28 protein-coding genes are annotated in these 17,804 nt (G+C 64.9%); 25 read left to right on the forward strand and 3 right to left on the reverse strand.

Features of this window, described 5'->3' with window-relative positions; genetic code table 11:
* Positions 1-108: 108 nt before the first annotated feature.
* Positions 109-735, reverse strand: coding sequence for an ATP-dependent Clp endopeptidase proteolytic subunit ClpP (clpP, locus tag AC5P60_RS10850; RefSeq protein WP_004146318.1), 627 nt, complete (start codon positions 733-735; stop codon positions 109-111).
* Positions 736-811: 76 nt separating this feature from the next.
* Positions 812-2,107: a trigger factor gene (gene tig, locus AC5P60_RS10855; RefSeq protein WP_483693515.1), complete on the reverse strand. Its 1,296-nt coding sequence runs from the start codon at positions 2,105-2,107 to the stop codon at positions 812-814.
* A 563-nt stretch (positions 2,108-2,670) separates the two neighbouring features.
* Between tig and AC5P60_RS10860 the strand changes: the two genes are divergently transcribed.
* The 21 genes from AC5P60_RS10860 to AC5P60_RS10960 all read left to right on the forward strand — a co-directional run bounded on the left by AC5P60_RS10860 (position 2,671) and on the right by AC5P60_RS10960 (position 14,891).
* The gene (locus AC5P60_RS10860; protein ID WP_005412423.1) at positions 2,671-5,106 is read left to right on the forward strand and encodes a DNA-directed RNA polymerase; all 2,436 of its coding nucleotides are present in this window, start codon (positions 2,671-2,673) and stop codon (positions 5,104-5,106) included.
* A gap of 44 nt (positions 5,107-5,150) precedes the next feature.
* Positions 5,151-5,294 carry a hypothetical protein gene (locus AC5P60_RS10865; protein ID WP_005412422.1) on the forward strand — a complete coding sequence of 48 codons (144 nt, stop codon included), beginning with the start codon at positions 5,151-5,153 and terminating at the stop codon, positions 5,292-5,294.
* A complete protein-coding gene (locus AC5P60_RS10870; protein WP_005412421.1) occupies positions 5,287-5,571 on the forward strand; it encodes a hypothetical protein in 285 nt (94 codons plus the stop codon). The genes AC5P60_RS10865 and AC5P60_RS10870 overlap by 8 nt, the downstream gene beginning before the upstream one ends.
* Positions 5,571-5,729, forward strand: a complete 159-nt coding sequence (locus AC5P60_RS10875; protein ID WP_154267700.1) for a hypothetical protein — start codon at positions 5,571-5,573, stop codon at positions 5,727-5,729. Before AC5P60_RS10870 ends, AC5P60_RS10875 begins: the two co-directional genes overlap by 1 nt.
* A complete protein-coding gene (locus AC5P60_RS10880; RefSeq protein WP_004154595.1) occupies positions 5,729-6,394 on the forward strand; it encodes a hypothetical protein in 666 nt (221 codons plus the stop codon). Before AC5P60_RS10875 ends, AC5P60_RS10880 begins: the two co-directional genes overlap by 1 nt.
* Positions 6,378-6,815 carry a RusA family crossover junction endodeoxyribonuclease gene (locus tag AC5P60_RS10885; RefSeq protein WP_157178715.1) on the forward strand — a complete coding sequence of 146 codons (438 nt, stop codon included), beginning with the start codon at positions 6,378-6,380 and terminating at the stop codon, positions 6,813-6,815. The genes AC5P60_RS10880 and AC5P60_RS10885 overlap by 17 nt, the downstream gene beginning before the upstream one ends.
* Entirely contained in the window at positions 6,816-7,178 is a 363-nt protein-coding gene (locus AC5P60_RS10890; protein ID WP_004154593.1) for an N-acetylmuramoyl-L-alanine amidase, read from the forward strand.
* Between the two features lie 11 nt (positions 7,179-7,189).
* The gene (locus AC5P60_RS10895) at positions 7,190-7,576 is read left to right on the forward strand and encodes a helix-turn-helix domain-containing protein (protein ID WP_004154592.1); all 387 of its coding nucleotides are present in this window, start codon (positions 7,190-7,192) and stop codon (positions 7,574-7,576) included.
* Entirely contained in the window at positions 7,573-7,752 is a 180-nt protein-coding gene (locus AC5P60_RS10900; RefSeq protein ID WP_004154591.1) for a hypothetical protein, read from the forward strand. The genes AC5P60_RS10895 and AC5P60_RS10900 overlap by 4 nt, the downstream gene beginning before the upstream one ends.
* Positions 7,739-9,370 carry a toprim domain-containing protein gene (locus tag AC5P60_RS10905; protein ID WP_004154589.1) on the forward strand — a complete coding sequence of 544 codons (1,632 nt, stop codon included), beginning with the start codon at positions 7,739-7,741 and terminating at the stop codon, positions 9,368-9,370. Before AC5P60_RS10900 ends, AC5P60_RS10905 begins: the two co-directional genes overlap by 14 nt.
* Positions 9,371-9,535: 165 nt before the next feature.
* Positions 9,536-9,784 (forward strand): hypothetical protein, encoded by a 249-nt coding sequence (locus tag AC5P60_RS10910; RefSeq protein ID WP_005412417.1) that lies wholly within the window; start codon positions 9,536-9,538, stop codon positions 9,782-9,784.
* Positions 9,785-9,794: 10 nt separating this feature from the next.
* Positions 9,795-10,445: a Gabija anti-defense Gad2 family protein gene (locus AC5P60_RS10915; RefSeq protein WP_005412416.1), complete on the forward strand. Its 651-nt coding sequence runs from the start codon at positions 9,795-9,797 to the stop codon at positions 10,443-10,445.
* A 12-nt stretch (positions 10,446-10,457) separates the two neighbouring features.
* Positions 10,458-12,332 (forward strand): DNA polymerase, encoded by a 1,875-nt coding sequence (locus AC5P60_RS10920; RefSeq protein ID WP_049417451.1) that lies wholly within the window; start codon positions 10,458-10,460, stop codon positions 12,330-12,332.
* Positions 12,314-12,652 carry a hypothetical protein gene (locus AC5P60_RS10925; RefSeq protein ID WP_050483582.1) on the forward strand — a complete coding sequence of 113 codons (339 nt, stop codon included), beginning with the start codon at positions 12,314-12,316 and terminating at the stop codon, positions 12,650-12,652. The genes AC5P60_RS10920 and AC5P60_RS10925 overlap by 19 nt, the downstream gene beginning before the upstream one ends.
* Positions 12,649-13,014, forward strand: coding sequence for a hypothetical protein (locus tag AC5P60_RS10930; RefSeq protein WP_005412414.1), 366 nt, complete (start codon positions 12,649-12,651; stop codon positions 13,012-13,014). Before AC5P60_RS10925 ends, AC5P60_RS10930 begins: the two co-directional genes overlap by 4 nt.
* 28 nt (positions 13,015-13,042) lie before the next feature.
* The gene (locus AC5P60_RS10935) at positions 13,043-13,168 is read left to right on the forward strand and encodes a hypothetical protein (RefSeq protein WP_005412413.1); all 126 of its coding nucleotides are present in this window, start codon (positions 13,043-13,045) and stop codon (positions 13,166-13,168) included.
* Positions 13,165-13,413, forward strand: a complete 249-nt coding sequence (locus AC5P60_RS10940) for a hypothetical protein (RefSeq protein ID WP_005412412.1) — start codon at positions 13,165-13,167, stop codon at positions 13,411-13,413. Before AC5P60_RS10935 ends, AC5P60_RS10940 begins: the two co-directional genes overlap by 4 nt.
* The gene (locus tag AC5P60_RS10945) at positions 13,410-13,721 is read left to right on the forward strand and encodes a hypothetical protein (RefSeq protein WP_043033722.1); all 312 of its coding nucleotides are present in this window, start codon (positions 13,410-13,412) and stop codon (positions 13,719-13,721) included. Before AC5P60_RS10940 ends, AC5P60_RS10945 begins: the two co-directional genes overlap by 4 nt.
* The gene (locus AC5P60_RS10950; protein ID WP_005412410.1) at positions 13,718-13,867 is read left to right on the forward strand and encodes a hypothetical protein; all 150 of its coding nucleotides are present in this window, start codon (positions 13,718-13,720) and stop codon (positions 13,865-13,867) included. Before AC5P60_RS10945 ends, AC5P60_RS10950 begins: the two co-directional genes overlap by 4 nt.
* Positions 13,864-14,697, forward strand: coding sequence for a hypothetical protein (locus AC5P60_RS10955; RefSeq protein WP_004154583.1), 834 nt, complete (start codon positions 13,864-13,866; stop codon positions 14,695-14,697). The genes AC5P60_RS10950 and AC5P60_RS10955 overlap by 4 nt, the downstream gene beginning before the upstream one ends.
* Positions 14,685-14,891 (forward strand): hypothetical protein, encoded by a 207-nt coding sequence (locus AC5P60_RS10960; RefSeq protein WP_005412408.1) that lies wholly within the window; start codon positions 14,685-14,687, stop codon positions 14,889-14,891. The genes AC5P60_RS10955 and AC5P60_RS10960 overlap by 13 nt, the downstream gene beginning before the upstream one ends.
* Positions 14,892-14,916: 25 nt before the next feature.
* Here AC5P60_RS10960 and AC5P60_RS10965 read toward each other — a convergent pair whose 3' ends face one another.
* Positions 14,917-15,225 carry a hypothetical protein gene (locus AC5P60_RS10965; protein WP_032961816.1) on the reverse strand — a complete coding sequence of 103 codons (309 nt, stop codon included), beginning with the start codon at positions 15,223-15,225 and terminating at the stop codon, positions 14,917-14,919.
* A 68-nt stretch (positions 15,226-15,293) separates the two neighbouring features.
* On the opposite strand from AC5P60_RS10965, the gene AC5P60_RS10970 reads away from it, so the two are divergent.
* From AC5P60_RS10970 to AC5P60_RS10985, 4 genes are all read left to right on the forward strand, one after another.
* Positions 15,294-15,830 carry a deoxynucleotide monophosphate kinase family protein gene (locus tag AC5P60_RS10970; protein WP_004154581.1) on the forward strand — a complete coding sequence of 179 codons (537 nt, stop codon included), beginning with the start codon at positions 15,294-15,296 and terminating at the stop codon, positions 15,828-15,830.
* A 64-nt stretch (positions 15,831-15,894) separates the two neighbouring features.
* Positions 15,895-16,074: a hypothetical protein gene (locus AC5P60_RS10975; protein ID WP_005412407.1), complete on the forward strand. Its 180-nt coding sequence runs from the start codon at positions 15,895-15,897 to the stop codon at positions 16,072-16,074.
* 20 nt (positions 16,075-16,094) lie between these two features.
* Positions 16,095-16,247, forward strand: a complete 153-nt coding sequence (locus AC5P60_RS10980; RefSeq protein WP_005412406.1) for a hypothetical protein — start codon at positions 16,095-16,097, stop codon at positions 16,245-16,247.
* Positions 16,240-17,796 (forward strand): portal protein, encoded by a 1,557-nt coding sequence (locus tag AC5P60_RS10985; protein WP_005412405.1) that lies wholly within the window; start codon positions 16,240-16,242, stop codon positions 17,794-17,796. The genes AC5P60_RS10980 and AC5P60_RS10985 overlap by 8 nt, the downstream gene beginning before the upstream one ends.
* Positions 17,797-17,804 lie beyond the last annotated feature (8 nt).

A 17,804-nucleotide genomic window follows, 5' to 3' on the forward strand; every position in this document is an offset into this window, starting at 1 on the left:
CCCCACCCGCTGAACGGGGGTTCGATTCGAGAATAGCACAGGGCCGAGGGGACACCAGTCCCGCCCGACCCTGCAGGAACGAGGCCTCCATGGCCCCGTGAAGGCCGGTCAACCGGCCTGGATCGACTCATCCGGACGACGCTCCAGGACCTGGTCGACCAGACCGTAGGCCTGCGCCTCGAAGGCGCTCTTGAAGTTGTCGCGCTCGGTGTCGCGGGCGATCGTCTCCAGCGACTGGCCGGTGTGCTTGGCCAGCACCTCGTTCAGGCGCGAACGCAGGGTCAGGATCTCACGCGCGTGGATGTCGATGTCGGTGGCCTGGCCCTGGTAGCCGCCCAGCGGCTGGTGGATCATCACGCGCGAGTTCGGCAGCGCATAGCGCTTGCCGGCTTCGCCCGCGGCCAGCAGCAGGGCACCCATCGAGGCAGCCTGGCCGATGCAGGTGGTGCTCACATTCGGCTTGATGTACTGCATGGTGTCGTAGATCGCCATGCCGGCGGTGACCACGCCACCCGGCGAGTTGATGTAGATGTTGATGTCCTTTTCCGGGTTTTCCGATTCCAGGAACAGCAACTGCGCCACCACCACGTTGGCCATGTGATCGTCGATCGGGCCCACGAGGAAGATCAGGCGCTCCTTCAACAGGCGCGAATAGATGTCGTAGGCACGCTCGCCGCGGCTGGTCTGCTCGACCACCATCGGAACCAGGTTCAGGGCTTTGGTTCGGTTGTCCATTACGTGAGGTACCTATCTTGGGGGGCAACAACCCCGCGCCGGCAAAGGCGCGGGGCATCCGGTGATCCGCCCGGGCTTACTGGCGGATCGCGTCCTGGAACGACAGCTTCTCTTCGGTGTGCTGGGCACGCTCGGCGATCCAGTCGATCACCTGCTCTTCCATCACACGGTTCTGCAGGCCAGACATCAGCTGGGGGTCGTTGCGGTACATCTCAATGACCTGCTCCGGCTCTTCGTAGGTCGAAGCGATCAGACGCATCGTTTCGTTCAGGCGCTTGGCTTCCAGGCGCAGGTCGTTGATGCGGGCCACTTCACCGACCAGCAGGCCGACCAGCACGCGCTTGGCGGCCGCTTCCTTGAAGCCTTCGTGGGCATCGGCCGGGATCTCGCCGACGTTCTGGCCGTTGCGGCGGATCTGCTCGACCTGCTGGGCCAGCATGGCACGGGCTTCGTTCTCGACCAGGCGCGGCGGCATTTCCACCGAGGAATAGGCGGCGATCAGCTGCTCGCCCACTTCGCGGCGCAGGCGGTTCATCAGGGCGCCCTTCAGCTCGCGCTCCAGGTTGGCGCGGATGTCGCTGCGGAACTGCTCCACATCGCCACCCTTCACGCCGAAGCTCTTGATGAAGGCTTCGTCGACCGCCGGCACGACCGGCTCGGACACTTCGGCGACCTTGACGGTGACCTGCACGGTCTTGCCGGCCAGCACCGGCACACGCCAGTCCGCCGGGAACTCGACGTCCAGGGTCTTCTCTTCGCCCTTGGCCAGGCCGACCAGGCCCTTTTCAATGGCCTCGAACATCATGCCCTGGCCGAGCACGATCGAACCCTTCTCGGTGCCTTCGGCCGGCAGGCGCTCTTCACCGGCCTGCGACCAGGTTTCCACCGCGACCAGGTCACCGTCCTGCGCGCCACGGCTGACCGGGGCCCAGGTACGACGCTGGTTCTGCAGGTTCTCGATCATCTGGTCGATGTCGGCGTCGGTGATCTCGGCGGTGTGGCGCACGACAGCCAGCTTGCTGACGTCGATGTCGCCGAAGTCCGGCACCACTTCCACGGTGGCCACGAAGGAGAATTCACCCTCGTCGCCCTTGTCGATGCGCGGGCTGCCGACGATGCGCAGATCGTGCTCGCGCACGGCCGCGTCGAAGGTTTCGCGCAGCAGGCCGTCCAGCGCCTCGCCACGGACCTGCGCGCCGAAGCGCTGCTCGATCACCTTGGCCGGCACCTTGCCCGGACGGAAACCCTTGATGCGGGTGGTACGGGCGATTTCGCCCAGGCGGCCGACGATGTGGCTCTGCAGACGGTCTTCCGGCAGCGAGAAGCTCAGGCGGCGTTCCAGGTTGCCGGTGGATTCGATCGAAGCTTGCATGTTGACTCCTGCCACCGGTGGCGCAGGCCCCCGGCTCGATGATTGGGATGAAACGGTTGTAAGGACACGACGTCTGGGACGCGCCTGCTTGCCGCAGCCCTTTAGTTTCGCCCAATTCGGCCTGCACTGCCAGCGCGTGCCGGTCAAGGGGGGCAGCGGGGCCCGATCAGGGCGGGGGACAGGCCGGCACTGGTGCGAAAGGGGGGACTCGAACCCCCACGCCTTGCGGCACTGGAACCTAAATCCCGAAGCCCCTGCCGATTAGTGCTGACCACTCAACTACTTACAGCGTTCCAGTCTATCAGGTGACGCTTCGGGTGACATATAGGTGACGCCGGGTGCCGCGACAGGTGACACCAGGTGACGCCGAATAAAGTGGTCATCTTCGGCGGACCTCCTCCTAGGACAACCATTCAGAACTACTCATTGCTGTTCACCACCGAGGACTACTACAGTTCCACATAGGTCCACCCAGGACCAACAACCGAACCACTCAGGACCGTACCGGGCAGCCCCCGGTGCGGTCCTCCCGTTTTGACTTTTGCATCCCCCGAGGGCAAACGATGACGACTTGGCAAGAGAACGACCTGCACGCCGCCCAGCTCGAACTGGAGAAGGAAAGCACCAGCCTGGGCATTGCCCGCTACGAGAAGATCAGGGAGCAGCGCCAGGAGGCCGAGACCGGCCCCGGCCGCAAGCTGGTCATGGAGAGCATCGACGCCACCGCCGCCGCGATCATGGCGTTCGTGGCCGAAGCCGACACCGGCAAGCCGGGCAAGCGCCACGCCGCCCTCAAATTCATCCGCCACCTGAACCCCCACGCCCTCGCCTATCTGACCAGCTTCACCTGCGTCAACGCGCTGGTCGCCGATCACCGCAAGGCGGTGTCCGTGGCGATCACCCTGGGCCACGAGGTCGCCAACGAGATCAACTTCTCCCTGCTCCGCGAGAAGCACCCCGGCCTGTACCGGGTCGTCCAGGAGCAGCTCAAGAAGTCCACCTCGGCCCGGCACTCCACCGCCGTCATGCGGCACGTCATCGCCGACGCCGAGTTCGCCCCCGAGGACGACAAGCGCCTCTACCTGTCCGACAAGGACGCGCTGCTGGTGGGCATGAAGCTCATCGAGCTGTTCGTCGAGGCGACCGGGCTGGTCGAGCTGGTCACCGTCGCCGAGCGCGGCAAGCGCCACCTGCTCATCGCCGGGAATCAGAAGGTGCTCGACTGGCTGACCAAGGCCCACGACAGCGCCGCCCTGTACCAGCCGGTGCTGATGCCGATGGTCGTCCCGCCCCGTCCGTGGACCACGCCCCGCGACGGCGGCTACCTGACCGACATCGGCGGCCGGGCTGACCTCGTGCGTACCCGCAACCGCGCCTACAAGCGCGAGCTGGCGCTGGTCGATATGCCCAACGTCTACCAGGCCCTCAACGCCATCCAGGCAACCGCCTGGAAGGTGAACGTGCCCGTCCTAGAGGTCATGCGCGAGCTGTGGAACGCAGGCGGCGGTGTCGCCGGGCTGCCGGAGCGTGAACTGATGGACCTGCCGAGCCGCCCTGCCCTGCTGGAGACCGACCCGGACTACTTCAAGGAGCACCACGCCGACGAGTTCAAGGAATGGAAGCGCGACCGCGCCAAGGTCTACGAGGCCAACGCGCGCAGCGTGTCCACCCGCCTCGCCGCCGCGCAGAAGATCGCCTTGGCGGAGAAGTTCGCCGAGTACCCCGCGATCTACTTCCCTCACAACCTCGACTTCCGCGGCCGGTGCTACCCCCTGCCCCCGACGCTGACCCCGCAGGGTGATGATGCGGCCAAGGGCCTGCTGACGTTCGCCCAAGGCGTGCCGCTCGGCGAGGACGGTGCCTACTGGCTCGCCATCCACGTCGCCAACTGCTTCGGCGTGGACAAGGTGTCGTTCGAGGAGCGCGTGGCCTGGGTGCGCGAGCACGAGGAGCAGATTCTCGACAGCGCCCTCGATCCGCTGGACGGCCAACGCTTCTGGATGGACGCCGACAGCCCGTTCTGCGCGCTGGCAGCGTGCTTCGAGTGGCTCGGCTACAGCCTCAACGGCCGCGATCACGTCTCCCATCTGCCCATCGCGCTCGACGGCTCCTGTAACGGCCTCCAGAACTTCTCGGCCATGCTCCGCGACTCCGTGGGCGGTGCAGCCACCAACCTGATCCCGCAGCCGAAGCCCGCCGACATCTATTCGCGCGTGAAAGACGTGGCCCAGGAGAAGCTGCGCGCCCGTGCCGAGAGCGGCGACCCGCTGGCGATCAAGCTGGACGGCCAGCTCACCCGCGACATCGTGAAGCAGCCGGTGATGACGCTGCCCTACGGCGTCACGAAGTCGGGCATGCGCGCCCAGGTGCTCTCCAAGTTCAAGAAGCTGGGCATGGAGGACGATTGGGAGACCGCCGAGTACCTGGCGACCCTGCTGTGGGAGTGCATCGGCGAGGTCGTGATCGCAGCCCGCGCGGCGATGGACTGGCTGCGTGACGCCTCCAAGGTCGCCTCGTCGGCCGACCTGCCGGTGAGCTGGACGACCCCCGCTGGCTTCCCGGTCCTCCAGGAGTACCGCGAGGAGGAAGGCGTCCGCATCCGGCCGCACGTCGGAGGCCGCGAGGTGAATTTAGTGGTCAACATCGGCGGTACTAAGCTCGACCGTCGCAGGCAGACCCTCGGGATCAGTCCGAACTTCGTCCACTCCTGCGACGCCAGCCACATGATGCTGACCACCTGCCTCGCGGCAGAGAACGGCATCGAGTCGTTCGCCATGATCCACGACTCCTACGGTACGCACGCGGGCCAGGCAGCAATCCTCGCCGCCGCACTCCGGCAGGCGTTCGTCGATCAATACAGCGGCGACGTACTGGCCGACTTCCGACAGCAACTCGTCGAGCAGCTCCCGCCAGAAGCGGCAGAGAAACTCCCACCCCTCCCGCCGCATGGCGACCTGGACCTCAGCCTGGTGCTGGAGTCGCGCTATTTCTTTGCCTAGTCCATCCCCTTTTGGCAATTGATACCCCAAGCGAGAACATCAACATGAGCATCAACTACCAGCACGCACTGAACACCTACGTTGCCCAGGACCACTTCGGTGTGGTCCTCGGCATCTACAACCCGGCCGAACACGGCACGGTCGAGGAGTTCAAGCACCGCATGACGGAGCTGCACGCAGGTGCGTGATCGCGTCATCGACGGACTGCACTCACGTTCTGCCGAGAGCGCCGCACGCGGCGCTTTCGTAGTGATCGACAGCGTGCAGTCCCTCGGCCACCCGGCCGATCAGGTGATCGGCTTGGCGTGCGCCTTCAAGAACTTCTGCGAAGTGCTCGGCCTCGATCCGATGGAAGTGCTGCGGGTCGTCTCGCGCATGGAGCAGGACTGCCGCTACCGGCAGGTCAACACCCTCAACGCCGTGCGCCGCTACGCGGAGCGCGAGCTGAAACCGCACTACCCGTGATGCGTGACCCGATCACCGACGCCTTCATCGACGAGGCGCTCATCGGCTTCGACATCGACGAAGCCTTCGGCATTTCCGCCGACACCCCGTTGACCGCCGCCGCTGACCTGTGGCGCGCGGGCATCTATCTCCCGACCAACTACGAGACCGACAACTGATGGCAACCAAGAAGCGCGAACGATTCGTCTCCCCCAAGGGCACCGCCGTGTGGCCGCGCCTGAACGAACCGGACACCAAGTTCAAGCCGGAAGGCGAATACACCGTGAGCCTGGCGTTCGACCCGAACGACAAGGACTTCAAGGCGCTGGCGAAGAAGCTGGAAACCCGGCGCGACGAGCTGTTCCAGGAGTTCCTGAGCGAGAACCCGAAGAAGAAGAAGGGTGCCGAAGTGGCCCCGGTGTTCACCGAAGAAACCGACGAGAACGGCGATGACACCGGCCGCGTGCTGGTGAAGTTCAAGATGAAGGCCAGCGGCGTCAGCAAGCGCACCGGCAAGAAGTTCACCATGCGCCCGGACATCTTCGACGCCCGCGGCAAGAAGATCGACAACCCGCCGCAGATCGGCGGCGGCAGCGAACTCAAGGTCTCCTACGAGATCGGCGGCTCGTTCGTCGAATCGGCCAAGAAGTTCTACCTGACCTGCTACATGGTCGCCGTCCAGGTGATCGAGCTGGTCGAGTTCGGCCAGCGCAACGCCAAGGACTACGGCTTCGGCGAGGAGGACGGCTACGAGGCCGCCGACAGCGCGCCGTTCAGCGACAGCGATGACGACTCGGACGACGACAGCGACTCCGACGACGAGGGCGATGACGGCGACTACTGATCCGCTGTCGGTCATCGTGAACACCGCGAGGGGGGCCAAGCATTTGGCCTCCCTCACGTTCCCGTTTGACCCGGTGCCCGCCTCGCGCCCGAAGGTTTCGCGCTGGGGCGTCTACTACGGCAAGACCTACAAGACCTGGAAGGAAGCCGCAGAGAAGCATCTGCCAGCCGGTGATCTGGACCTGTCGCCGACCGATCCGGTTTTAGTGGTCATCATCGCGGTATGCAAACGCGCCAAGACCTCGAAGGCCGCGTTTCCCAAGGGCGACGTGGACAACCTCGCCAAGGGGCCGATGGACGTTGTGACCAAAGCCACCGGCTATTGGGCCGACGACAAGCAAGTCATGTGGCTGCTCTCCGGTAAGCGCTGGGCGCAGCCGGACGAAGAACCACGCACCGAAGTCCACCTCTACAAACTCTAAGTGCGCCTCAAACCTCTGGAATCGGTAGAGGCGCTGTTCGTCCTCGCCAGCATGACCCGCCCCGAGCAGGTCACGACCGGCGAAGAACTCGCACGCCTGCACCGCTCGCAGGGCTACTCGAAGATCGCCGTCCACTTCGTCATCGAACGTGACGGCTCGATCTACGACGGTCGCCCGCTGAATCAGCCCGGCGCTCTCGCCGGTAAGCACAACCAATCCGCATACCAAGTCTGCCTCCTGGGCGGCGTCAACGACGCCATGCAGCCCGAGGACAACTTCACCGAAGCCCAACACGCCGCGCTGCGACGCCTGCTCGCCGCCTACGGCAAGCCCGTCGTGTGGGCACCTGACTTCCCTCGATAGGAGAACCCAACGTGAAACCGCTGCCCCCGCAAACCCAGGTCGTCCTGGATCACCTGCGTCGCCACTCGCACCTGACCTCGTGGCAGGCCGAAGGCGTCTACCGCATCCGCCGCCTCGCCTCGCGCGTCGATGAGCTGCGCGCTGCTGGCTTCGAGATCGAAACGCAGACCTGCGAGGACGCCTCGGGGCAGCGGTACACGCGCTATCGCCTGTCGCGCCGTCAGCGCCGCAGCAAGGCTCCGCTCCTGGAAGCGCGCCGCGCTCCGAAGCAGTACCGCGTCGATGCGCTGCTCCAGCTGTATCGCAACTACTGCACCGACGAGCTGGGCCTCGACGCCAACGATGCGACCGAAGAAGTCGCCGCATTCACCAAGTTCCTGCTGGAGAAGAACGCATGACCAACACCGCTACCACCGTCATTCCGTCCGCGATGCGCCTGGCTTTCGAGCGCGCATGGGCGCGCGCCGACAAGCCGTTCCGCGGCCTGGGCCGCACCGTCAAGGGTGCGCTGAATCGTCGCCTCGGCATTTCCTACCGCAAGCGCATGTGGTCCGTGGAGCGTGCAAAGCGCTGACTCCGAATACCTCCACAAAGAGCCGTGCCCGAACTGCGGCAGCAAGGACAACCTTGCGCGCTACAGCGACGGGCACGGCTACTGCTTCGGCTGCGGTCACTACGAGCCAGCCGAAGGCGAGGAGGTCTCTCAACCCACCAGCAGGAAAACCATGAGCGACTTTGCGAAGGGTGAACCGCAAGCCCTGGCGAAGCGCGGTATCACTGAGGAAGCATGCCGTAAGTACGGCTACTGGATCGGCAAGGACAAGCACGGCAAGACCGTGCAGATCGCCAACTACAAGCGCGATGGCGGCATCGTCGCGCAGAAGCTCCGCTACCCCGACAAGAAGTTCTCATTCATCGGCGACTCGAAGGCGTGCGGGCTGTTCGGCCAGCACCTCTACGAACCGGGGCGACGCCTCGTCATCACCGAAGGCGAGATCGACGCGCTCTCCGTGGCGCAGGCACTCGGCCTCCGCTGGCCGGTGGTGTCCGTTCCGAACGGAGCGCAAGGCGCGGCCAAGTCCATCAAGCGCGAGCTGGAGTGGGTCAACGGCTTCGACGAGGTTGTGCTCATGTTCGACATGGACGAACCGGGCCAAGCCGCCGCGCAGGAAGTGGCGCTGCTGCTGACTCCCGGCAAGGCCAAGATCGCACAGCTCCCGGCGAAAGACCCGAACGAGCTGCTCCAGCGTGGCGATGCCGAGGCGATCACCCGCGCCATCTACGAAGCGCAGACCAAGCGCCCCGATGGAGTGGTGACGTTCGGCTCCCTCAAGGAGAAGGCACTCAAGCCGGTCTCGATGGGCATGCCTTGGCACGACCCGCGCCTCACCGCGCTGACCTACGGCAAGCGGTACGGCGAGGTCTACACCTTCGGCGCGGGCACCGGCATCGGCAAGACCGACTGGCTGATGGAGGAAGCAGCCTTCATCGCGCAGGAAACCGGCGACCGCGTTGGCCTGTTCTTCCTGGAGCAGCAGCCGGTCGAGACGGCGAAGCGCATGGCAGGCAAGGTTGCTGGCCGCCGCTTCCACGTCCCCGATGGGAGCTGGACGCAGGAGGAGCTGGAAGCCGCGTTCGAGATTCTCGACAAGGGCCAGGTGTTCATCTACGACCACTTCGGCTCGTCCGAGTGGGACGTGATCGAAGCCAAGATGGCCCACATGGTCGTCGCCGAGGGCGTCAAGCACATCGTCCTCGACAACCTCACGTCGTTTGCGGCCGGTGCCGAGGACGAGCGGAAGATGCTGGAGGACACGATGGCGAAGATCGCGCAGTTCGCGCAGCGCCACCTCATCTGCATCTACCTGGTCTCGCACCTCGCCACGCCAGAAGGCAAGCCACACGAGGAAGGCGGGCGCGTGATGCTCCGCCACTTCAAGGGCAGCCGCGCGATTGGCTTCTGGACGCACTTCGCGTTCGGCCTGGAGCGCAACACGCAGGCCGAGAACGAGGCCGAGCGCAACTGCACGACCTTCCGCGTCCTAAAGGATCGCTTCACCGGCCAGTCGAACGGCCAGGTTCTCTACTACAGCTACGACCACGCATCCGGCCGCCTGCTCAATGCAGATGCTCCGGGCGAATACGGCGACTTCGCCGACGAGTCATCCGATGTATCCACCTCCGACTACTGACGGCCGCTCGGTCGTCGGCTTCATCCCAGCTGATGCGCCGCTCTCCTTCGCTGAGAGCCTCGTTCTCCCCTACCAACTCCCGCGCTCCGACCAAGCCTGCCGTGTCATGTACGGCAAGCCTGGGCGGCGCGTGGTCATCCACATCAAAGCCGAGGAACTACCCCAATGAAAGAGATCGTCGCCATCGCAATCGACCTGCTGACCGCTCCGTTCCGCAAGGACACCGTGACCGACGTGGTGAAGGTGCTGGAGGGCCAGGTGGACAAGCTGTTCAAGATCAGCGCCGACCGCATCGCCACCGCATCGACGCTGCGCGACAAGGCCGATGTCCTGCACTCGCAGGCCGACGAGCACGAGGAAGAAGCCGAGCGCGCCCTGCGCGTCGCCGAGCGCTTCACCAACCTGATCCGCTAAGGGACCAACCATGACTGCCGAGCAACACGCTCGGTCCCTGTTCGACGTGTTGCCGGCCGAAGTCCGCCACCTGGTGATCCTGGGTGGCGGAAGCCTGCGCGCGTTCTACGACGGGACCGAAATCAAGGACATCGACTGCTTCTTCGTGTCACTGGCGAGCTACACCTACGTGGCCGCGTACCTGAGCGGCCGTAACGACTGGACCAGCGAGGCCGCTCCGAACGGCATCCGCAACTTCCGCTCGCCCGAGGGTCACCTCGTGAGCCTGATCGGCTTCGAGTTCGGTACGCCGCACGAGCACTGCGCCCGGTTCGATCTGCGGTGCTGCGCCCACGTCGCCATCTACGAACCCAGCACCGACGAGGTGGTGGTCGTATCCCTCGAAGGCGCGGTTGCCGACGCATCGGAGAAGCTGCTGTTCGTGCTGAACAACAACGGCACCGAGCGCACCATCCGCCGCATCACGCACTACGTCGAGGATTACGGCTACACGCTGCATCCCGACCAGCCCGAGCAGGACGAACTGTTCGAGGACGACGACTTCCCCGGCCACGCGCCGCAGGGCGTCCACACGCCGCCGAAGGCCCCCGAGCCGGAGTACATCCTCCGCGCCCGCCGCCGCGTCCGCGCAATCCCCGTAACCAACCACGGCTACCCGTAAGGAGGACCGCCGTTGATCCTCGTATTCGACTGCGAGACCAATGGCCTCCTCGACGAACTTGACACGATCCACTGCATTTCCCTCCAAGAGGTAGATGAGACCGGCGCACCGCGCGGTCCCATCCTGTCCGCCAACGATCACGGCACGGGCGAAATGACAGTCCGTCAGGCCGTCGAGAGGCTCAAGAAGGCCAAGCGCGTTGTCGGCCACAACATCGCCGGATTCGACATTCCGGCTATCGCCAAGGTGTTCCCGGACTTCAAGGTCCAGGCGTACTTCGACACGTTGCTGATGTCCACGCTGGTCTACCCGGACCTCAAGGACCGCGACTTCAAGGCCCGCAAGAAGCAGGGAGCGAACCCGGTGTTGCCGGGCAAGCTGATCGGCCGCCACGCCCTCGAAGCGTGGGGCTACCGCCTCGGTCGCTGGAAAGGCGACTACGCGGCGCAGATGGCCGCACGCGGCCTCGATCCCTGGGCACAGTGGTCTCAGGAAATGGACGACTACTGCGACCAGGACGTTGCGGTCACGCAAGCGCTGTTCGCGTTGCTGATGAGCAAGGGCCTCCCTACCGAGGCCATCGAGCTGGAGCAGGCCGTCGCGCCGATCCTCTCGCGTCAGCAGCGCTACGGCTACCTGTTCGATCAGGAGAAGGCGCGTGAGCTGGAGTGCATCCTCGTGTCCCGGCGCACTGCGCTGGAGGCCGAGCTGCGCAAGGTCATTCCGCCGTGGAAGGTGGTGAAGCGCAAGTTCGTACCGAAGCGCGACGACAAGCGCCGCGGTTACGTCAAGGGCGTGGAGGTCACGACCTACAAGGACGTGGTGTTCAACCCGGCAAGCCGCCAGCACATTGCTGACCGCTTGACTGCAATGTACGGCTGGCAGCCCCAGGAGTTCACCGAGAAGGGCCAGCCGAAGATCGACGAAGAAGTCCTGGGCGCGCTCAAGTTCCCGATCATCCCGCTCCTGCTGGAGCACTTCATCGTCAACAAGCGCCTCGGCCAGCTCGCCGAAGGCGACGAGGCGTGGCTCAAGGCCATCAAGAAGGACGGCCGCATCCACGGCAGCGTGAATCAGAACGCAGCGGTGACCGGCCGCATGACGCACTCGAAGCCGAACATCGCTCAGGTGCCGAAGGTCCAGCACTCGAAGGAGAAGGGAATCCTCAAGGGCCAGGAAGGCGGCTACGGATTCGAGTGCCGCTCGTTGTTCTGCGTCCCAACAGGGAAGCTCCAGGTCGGCGCGGACGCCTCGGGATTGGAGCTGCGCTGCCTGGCGCACTTCATGGCAAAGCACGACGGCGGCGAGTACGCCAAGGTCATCCTCGAAGGCGACATCCACTCCGTCAACCAATCGGCGGCAGGACTGCCAACCCGCGACAACGCCAAGACCTTCATCTACGCCTTCCTCTATGGGGCAGGCGACGCGAAGCTCGGCTCCATCGTTGGCAAGGGTCGCCAGGCCGGGGCGAAGCTCCGCTCGAAGTTCCTGGCCGGGCTGCCTGCGCTGGAGAAGCTGGTACGCGGGGTCAAGAAGCGCGCGGCCGAGAAGGGATACCTGATCGGTCTCGACGGCCGGAAGCTGCACATCCGCAGCGACCACGCCGCGCTCAATACCCTGCTCCAGTCGGCCGGTGCGCTGGTGATGAAGAAAGCCCTGGTGATCCTCGACGCCGACCTGCAAGCCGCAGGGTTGGTGCCGGGCGTCCACTACGAGTTCCTCGCCAACGTCCATGACGAGTGGCAAATCGAAGTGGACGAGGACAAGGCCGAGTTCGTGGGCAAGACCGCCCAGGCTGCCATCCGCAAGGCTGGCGATTACTTCGGCTTCCGCTGTCCGCTCGATGGCGAGTTCAAGATCGGAAGGAATTGGGCCGAGACGCACTGACCCGCGGCAAGCGGGACATTGCACTCGCCCTGGTGCGCCAAGCGAAACGCCGGGCAGCTAGGAAGGGACTGCCGTTCGACCTCACGTCGGACGACATCGTGGTCCCCGACTTCTGCCCGGCACTGGGCATCCCGCTGTACCGCGCTGTCGGGCGCAAGGCCCAAGGCCCCAACTCACCCACGCTCGACCGCATCGAACCTGACCTCGGCTACGTCCGGGGCAACGTGCGCGTGATCTCCGCACGCGCGAATCAGATCAAGTCCGACGCGACTCCCTCGGAGCTTCTGCGAGTCGCCTGTTACGTCCAAGAGAACCGATGAACCCAACCAACATCCTGCGCGCCCTCGCGGCGCTGCTGGTCGTTGCCGCGCTCGCGGCAGGCGGCTTCGCAGCCTGGAAGTACACCGCAATGGCCCAGCGCGTGACGGAGCTGGAGGAGTCGGCAAAGGAACTGGCCGACCTCAAGCAGACCGTCGAGACCCTCAACCGCGAAGCCGTGCGCCGCTCTGCCTTCGATGCAGCGCTGCGGAACGCCCGCGCCACCACCAACCGCTCTGTGGAGATTGCAGCAAATGCTGACCCGGAAACTGGCGATTACCTGTCTCGCCGCATTCCTGACGAGCTGCGCCGCGCACACCTCGAAAGTCGTGCCGGAGCAGTTCCTCCAGCCGACCGTCATTGAGGGCACGCACTCCTCACTCGACGCCGTGATGGCTGACCCGACCACCACCACCTACGACCTCTACCGCTTCGGCGGCAACGCCGAGGACGGCCTCCAGCGTTGCAACGCCGACAAGGCGAGCGCCCTGGAAGTCCTCAAGGAATCGAACCGATGAACGAGAACCGGCTTCGCGTGCATTTCATTGGCGGCCCCGCTGACGGCGATGTCCGCGTGATCGATCCGTGTACCACCTACCGCGTGGCTGTGCTCGAACACCAGCCCGAGGTTCATGCCTACAACGCCAAGTGCCCGTGCTGCACCGAGCGCATGCTGCGCCCCGTGGAGTGGAGCACCGCGACCTACTTCATCCGCCGCGTTAGCGAGAAGTGCTGGGTCGCCGTACACGAGAGCATGGTATGAAGCGCGCTCTCCTGATCCTGGCGCTGTGTGCTGGCCTCGCTGCGTGCGATATGAAGCCCTGGCCGCCGAGTGCGGACTATGGCTCGTGCCTGAAAGGGCACAGCGAGAACTCCTACATCATCATGTGGCAGTCGATGTGTACGGGGAACTCCTGCACGCAGATTCCGTACACCATCCCGACCACCGACTTCGTGTGCGACGAGCACGAGTACCCGCTCGGCGACGGCCCGGAGTACCAGGCCGGAATGAAGCGCTACGCCGCCGAGCTACAGGCGTGGTATGAGCGCCACCCGGAGAAGCGGCCATGACTTCCTACGTCACCTATCGGCCACCGCAGGCGGCCGGTTCCTGGGTCATTGGCGGCAACTTCTTCGTGCAGGTCCGGGAGCGTCCGAACTGGCTGCACCGCTGGTTCGCGCTGGCGTTCCTGGGATGGCAGTGGGTGGACGCATGAACAAGCGCGGCCCCCTGCTACTGATCGACGCCGATGTGCTGCGCTACCAGCTCGCGTTCTCGAACACCGCGAACATCGACTGGAACGGCGACGGCAACAAGGTCGAAGCGATCCAGCCCGAGCGCGCGAAGGCGAAGCTGGAGGACTACATCGACGAGATCGTCGAGAAGTTCGGCGCGCGTGATTACCTGCTGGCCCTGTCCTGCAAGAAGCACAACTTCCGCAAGGACATCGACCCAACCTACAAGCTCAACCGTGCCAGCAAGGACAAGCCTGCCCTGTGGTACGTGCTCGACGAGTTCGTCTACGACGAGTTCGGCGACAAGATCGTGGAGATCGAGAACCTGGAAGGTGACGACGTGCTGGGGCTGCTGGCCTCGCACCCGAATCCGAAGCGCGCGCCAGGCAGCCGCATCGTCGTGTCCATCGACAAGGACATGCAGACGATCCCCGGCATCCGTCTCTACAACCCCAACCGTCCCGACGTGGGCGTCCGGCCGATCTCGGCTCACGACGCTGACCTGTTCTGGATGAAGCAGGTGCTCACGGGCGACCAGGTGGATAACTACCCCGGCTTCCCCGGCATCGGCCACAAGGGCGCGGACGAGCTGCTCATGCCCATCCACGAGGCGTACCGCGATGCGTCCGTCGAGGAGCACCTCGGCGCGCTGTGGAACACCGTCGTCACCACCTACACCACCCGCATCCCCCGCGGCGGCACCGAGCCGCTGTCGAAGCACGATGCGATCCGCCAAGCACGCCTCGCGCGAATCCTGCGCTACGGCGACTACAACCCCAAGACCAAGGAAGTGAAGCTGTGGAAACCCTGATCCTGTTCATCACCATCGTCGCCGTGCTGGCCGTGCTGTTCGCCTTCGTCGCCTACGGCGCTGCCTGGCTGTGGTGGCGCAGCCTCAACACCCTCGAACGCACCCTGTACCGCTCGGCTGGCAGCGTCAAGCTGTGGCCGGCCGCTGTCGGCGTTGCTGGCGCGGCTTGGCTGATCGCCCGGTGTTTCGCCTGACGACAACCAAGCCACCTGATCCTGCTTACCGCAACTCGTCCACGTAGAACTGCTTCCAGTGTGCAATCTCTGACGGATTCCGACTTACGGGTTCTCGGCTATTGAAAACCCAAAGCTGGATCGCCTTCGGCGTAGTCAACGTTTCATACGTGCAGCTGAACTCAGTGAGCTTATCTGTGATGAGCTGCTTGGCCGCATCGTAGCGCTCTCGCTGAATTCCTTGTGCTTGCCCTGATGCCACGAGCGCATCCATCGCCTCCTGTAGGCCATAGAGCTTCTGTGCAAGCTCAGAGATTTCCGCTCCGTTTGTGTTACTCGGCGTAGAACTCGCCATACCTGTCTCCTTCCATAACGAACACGAATTGTACCCGGCTAAGGCCGGGTTTCTCTTTTGGAGTCCCCATGAAGATCATCGGAATCACCGGCCGCGCCCGCAGCGGCAAAGACACCCTGGCCGAGTTCCTGGTCAGCGACCACGGCTTCGTGAAGCTGTCCTTCGCGGCCCCGATCCGCGCCTTCGTGGCGGACATCACCGGCCTGCCGGTGTCCGCGATGGAGGACGGCCCGCTCAAGGAGGAGCCGCTCGACTGGCTCAACGGGCAGACCCCGCGCCGCCTGATGCAGACCGTGGGCACCGAGTGGGGCCGTGAAATGATCGACCGCGACCTGTGGGTCAAGGTGGTCGCGCAGAAGATCCGTCAGGCCCGCCGCGACGGCGCTGCTGGCGTCGTGGTGTCGGACGTTCGCTTCGACAACGAGGCGCAGTTCATCCGTGAGTGGGGCGGCCAGGTGGTCCAGGTGCTCCGCGACAGCGCGGCCCCGGTCTCGGCGCATGCCTCCGAGGCAGGCGTCCACGGCGACCTGATCGACACCGTGATCGACAACAACGGCCCGATCCACCGCCTGCGGATGGTCGCGGAATCGCTGGCCCGACTCTAAGGGTTTAGTGGTCATCATCGGGGGAAACGACAGTTTCCCCACCTATTCATAACCCAGGAGTTCTATGCAAATCCCTCTGCACTCCTACGACCTGATCGACCTCCTGGACGAACTGCACCCCGAAGTGATCTACGACCCCGCCAAGCCGAAGGAGGAGTTCCTGCTCCGGCAGGGCGAGCGCCGCCTGATCCTCCGGCTAAAGGCGCTGCGGAAGGTCGAGCAGATGGAGCACCGCGCCCGCTAATCATGTGCAGCAAGCCCAACATGCCGGACCAGCAGGAGAAAGACCCGATCCTGCTGACCCGCCAGGACACCCAGCCGACCGGCCACGCGGCCGATCAGCGGCGTAAGTCCAAGGTCCGACTGGACCTGAACAACGCAACGCAGTACCAAGGACTGACCATTCCGAATGGCTGACGCCAAGCAGACCTCGGCCGAGAAGCAGACGGCCGCGAAGCGCTACGGCGATCTCAAGTCCAACCGCAAAGAAGCCGAGACGCGCGCCAAGCGCTGCGCCAAGGTTACCCTGCCCCGCCTGTGGGTGGACGAGGGCGCGAAATCGCGTACCCCCGGTTCCGCCTACATCGACACCGGCCCGAAGTGCGTCAACGCCCTGGCCTCGAAGATCGTGCTGGCCTGGCTCCCGCCGAACGCCTCGGTGTTCAAGCTCGCGCCTGACCAGGCAGTCGCCGAGAACATCGCCGAGCAGGCTGGCGTGGAGACCTCCGAACTGGAGGCCGCGCTGGTGGACGTGGAGCGGGTCATCGTCAACGACCTGGAGACCAGCGGCGTCCGCCCGGTCCTCAGCGAGGCGGCCAAGCACGCCATCGTCCTCGGCAATTTCCTGCTCTACGACCCCGACGAGGGCAAGCCTAAGCTGTATCCGCTGACCTCCTACGTGACCGACCGCGACGGCCTGGGCAACGTGCTGGAGATCATCACGCTCGACAAGATCGCCCCGGCCATGCTGCCGGACTCGATCCGCGCGGCGGTGATGCAGAAGCTCGCCCAGGAACGCGACGAAAAGACCAAGAACGACGACGTGAACCTCTACACCTGGGTGCGTCGCTCGGAAGATGGCAAGGAGTGGGAAGTGGTCCAGGAGGTCGAGGGCGTCGAAGTCCCCGAGACCGTGGGCACCTACCCCATCGACGCCTGCCCGTGGATTCCCCTGTGCGCGCCGCCGTCCCTCGTGGACGACTACGGCGAGGGCTTGGTCTACGACTACGTGGGCGCGTTCGAGTCGCTGGAGGCGCTGCGCAAGGCGATCCGTAAGGGTGCCGCCGCGCTGGCGAAGATCATCATGTTCCTCAAGCCGACCTCGACGATCCGCGAGCGCCAGCTCACCGAGGCCGAGTCCGGCGCGGTGCTGCGTGGCGAAGCCAGCGACGTGACCACGCTCCAGCTCCAGAAAGCCTACGACCTGAACTTCGTGCGTCAGGAGGCCGAAGGGCTGGCGAACTCGCTGGAGCTGATCTTCGGCGTGAAGTCCGCCGTGCAGCGCCCCGGCGAGCGCGTGACCGCCTACGAAATCCGGGTGCTCACCCAGGAACTCGACGACGCCCTCAGCGGCTTCATGGCGATGTCGGGCGAGCAGCTCTTGCTGCCGCTGATCCGCCGCCGCCTGCACAAGCTCCAGAAGCAGGGTCGCCTGCCCGAGCTGCCGCAGGAACTCATCAAGCCGCGCATCACCGTTGGCATCGCCGCCCTCGGCCGCGGCCACGACCTGAACAAGCTGATCGAGTTCGGTCAGGCAGTGGATGCGCTTGTCGGCGCAGAGGAGAAGGCGCGCCGCCTCAACAGTGGCGAGGCGATCTCCCGACTGGCCGCCGCTTCCGACATTTCCACCAAGGGCCTGATCCGCTCCGACGACGAGCTTGCTGCCGAGCAGCAGGACGCCTCGGCGCAGGAGGCGATGGTCCGTGCCGCTCCGAATATCGCCTCAGCGATGACCCAAACCCCGTAACCCCGAGA

Source organism: Stenotrophomonas sp. YJH_SMC_120 (genome assembly GCF_059368675.1).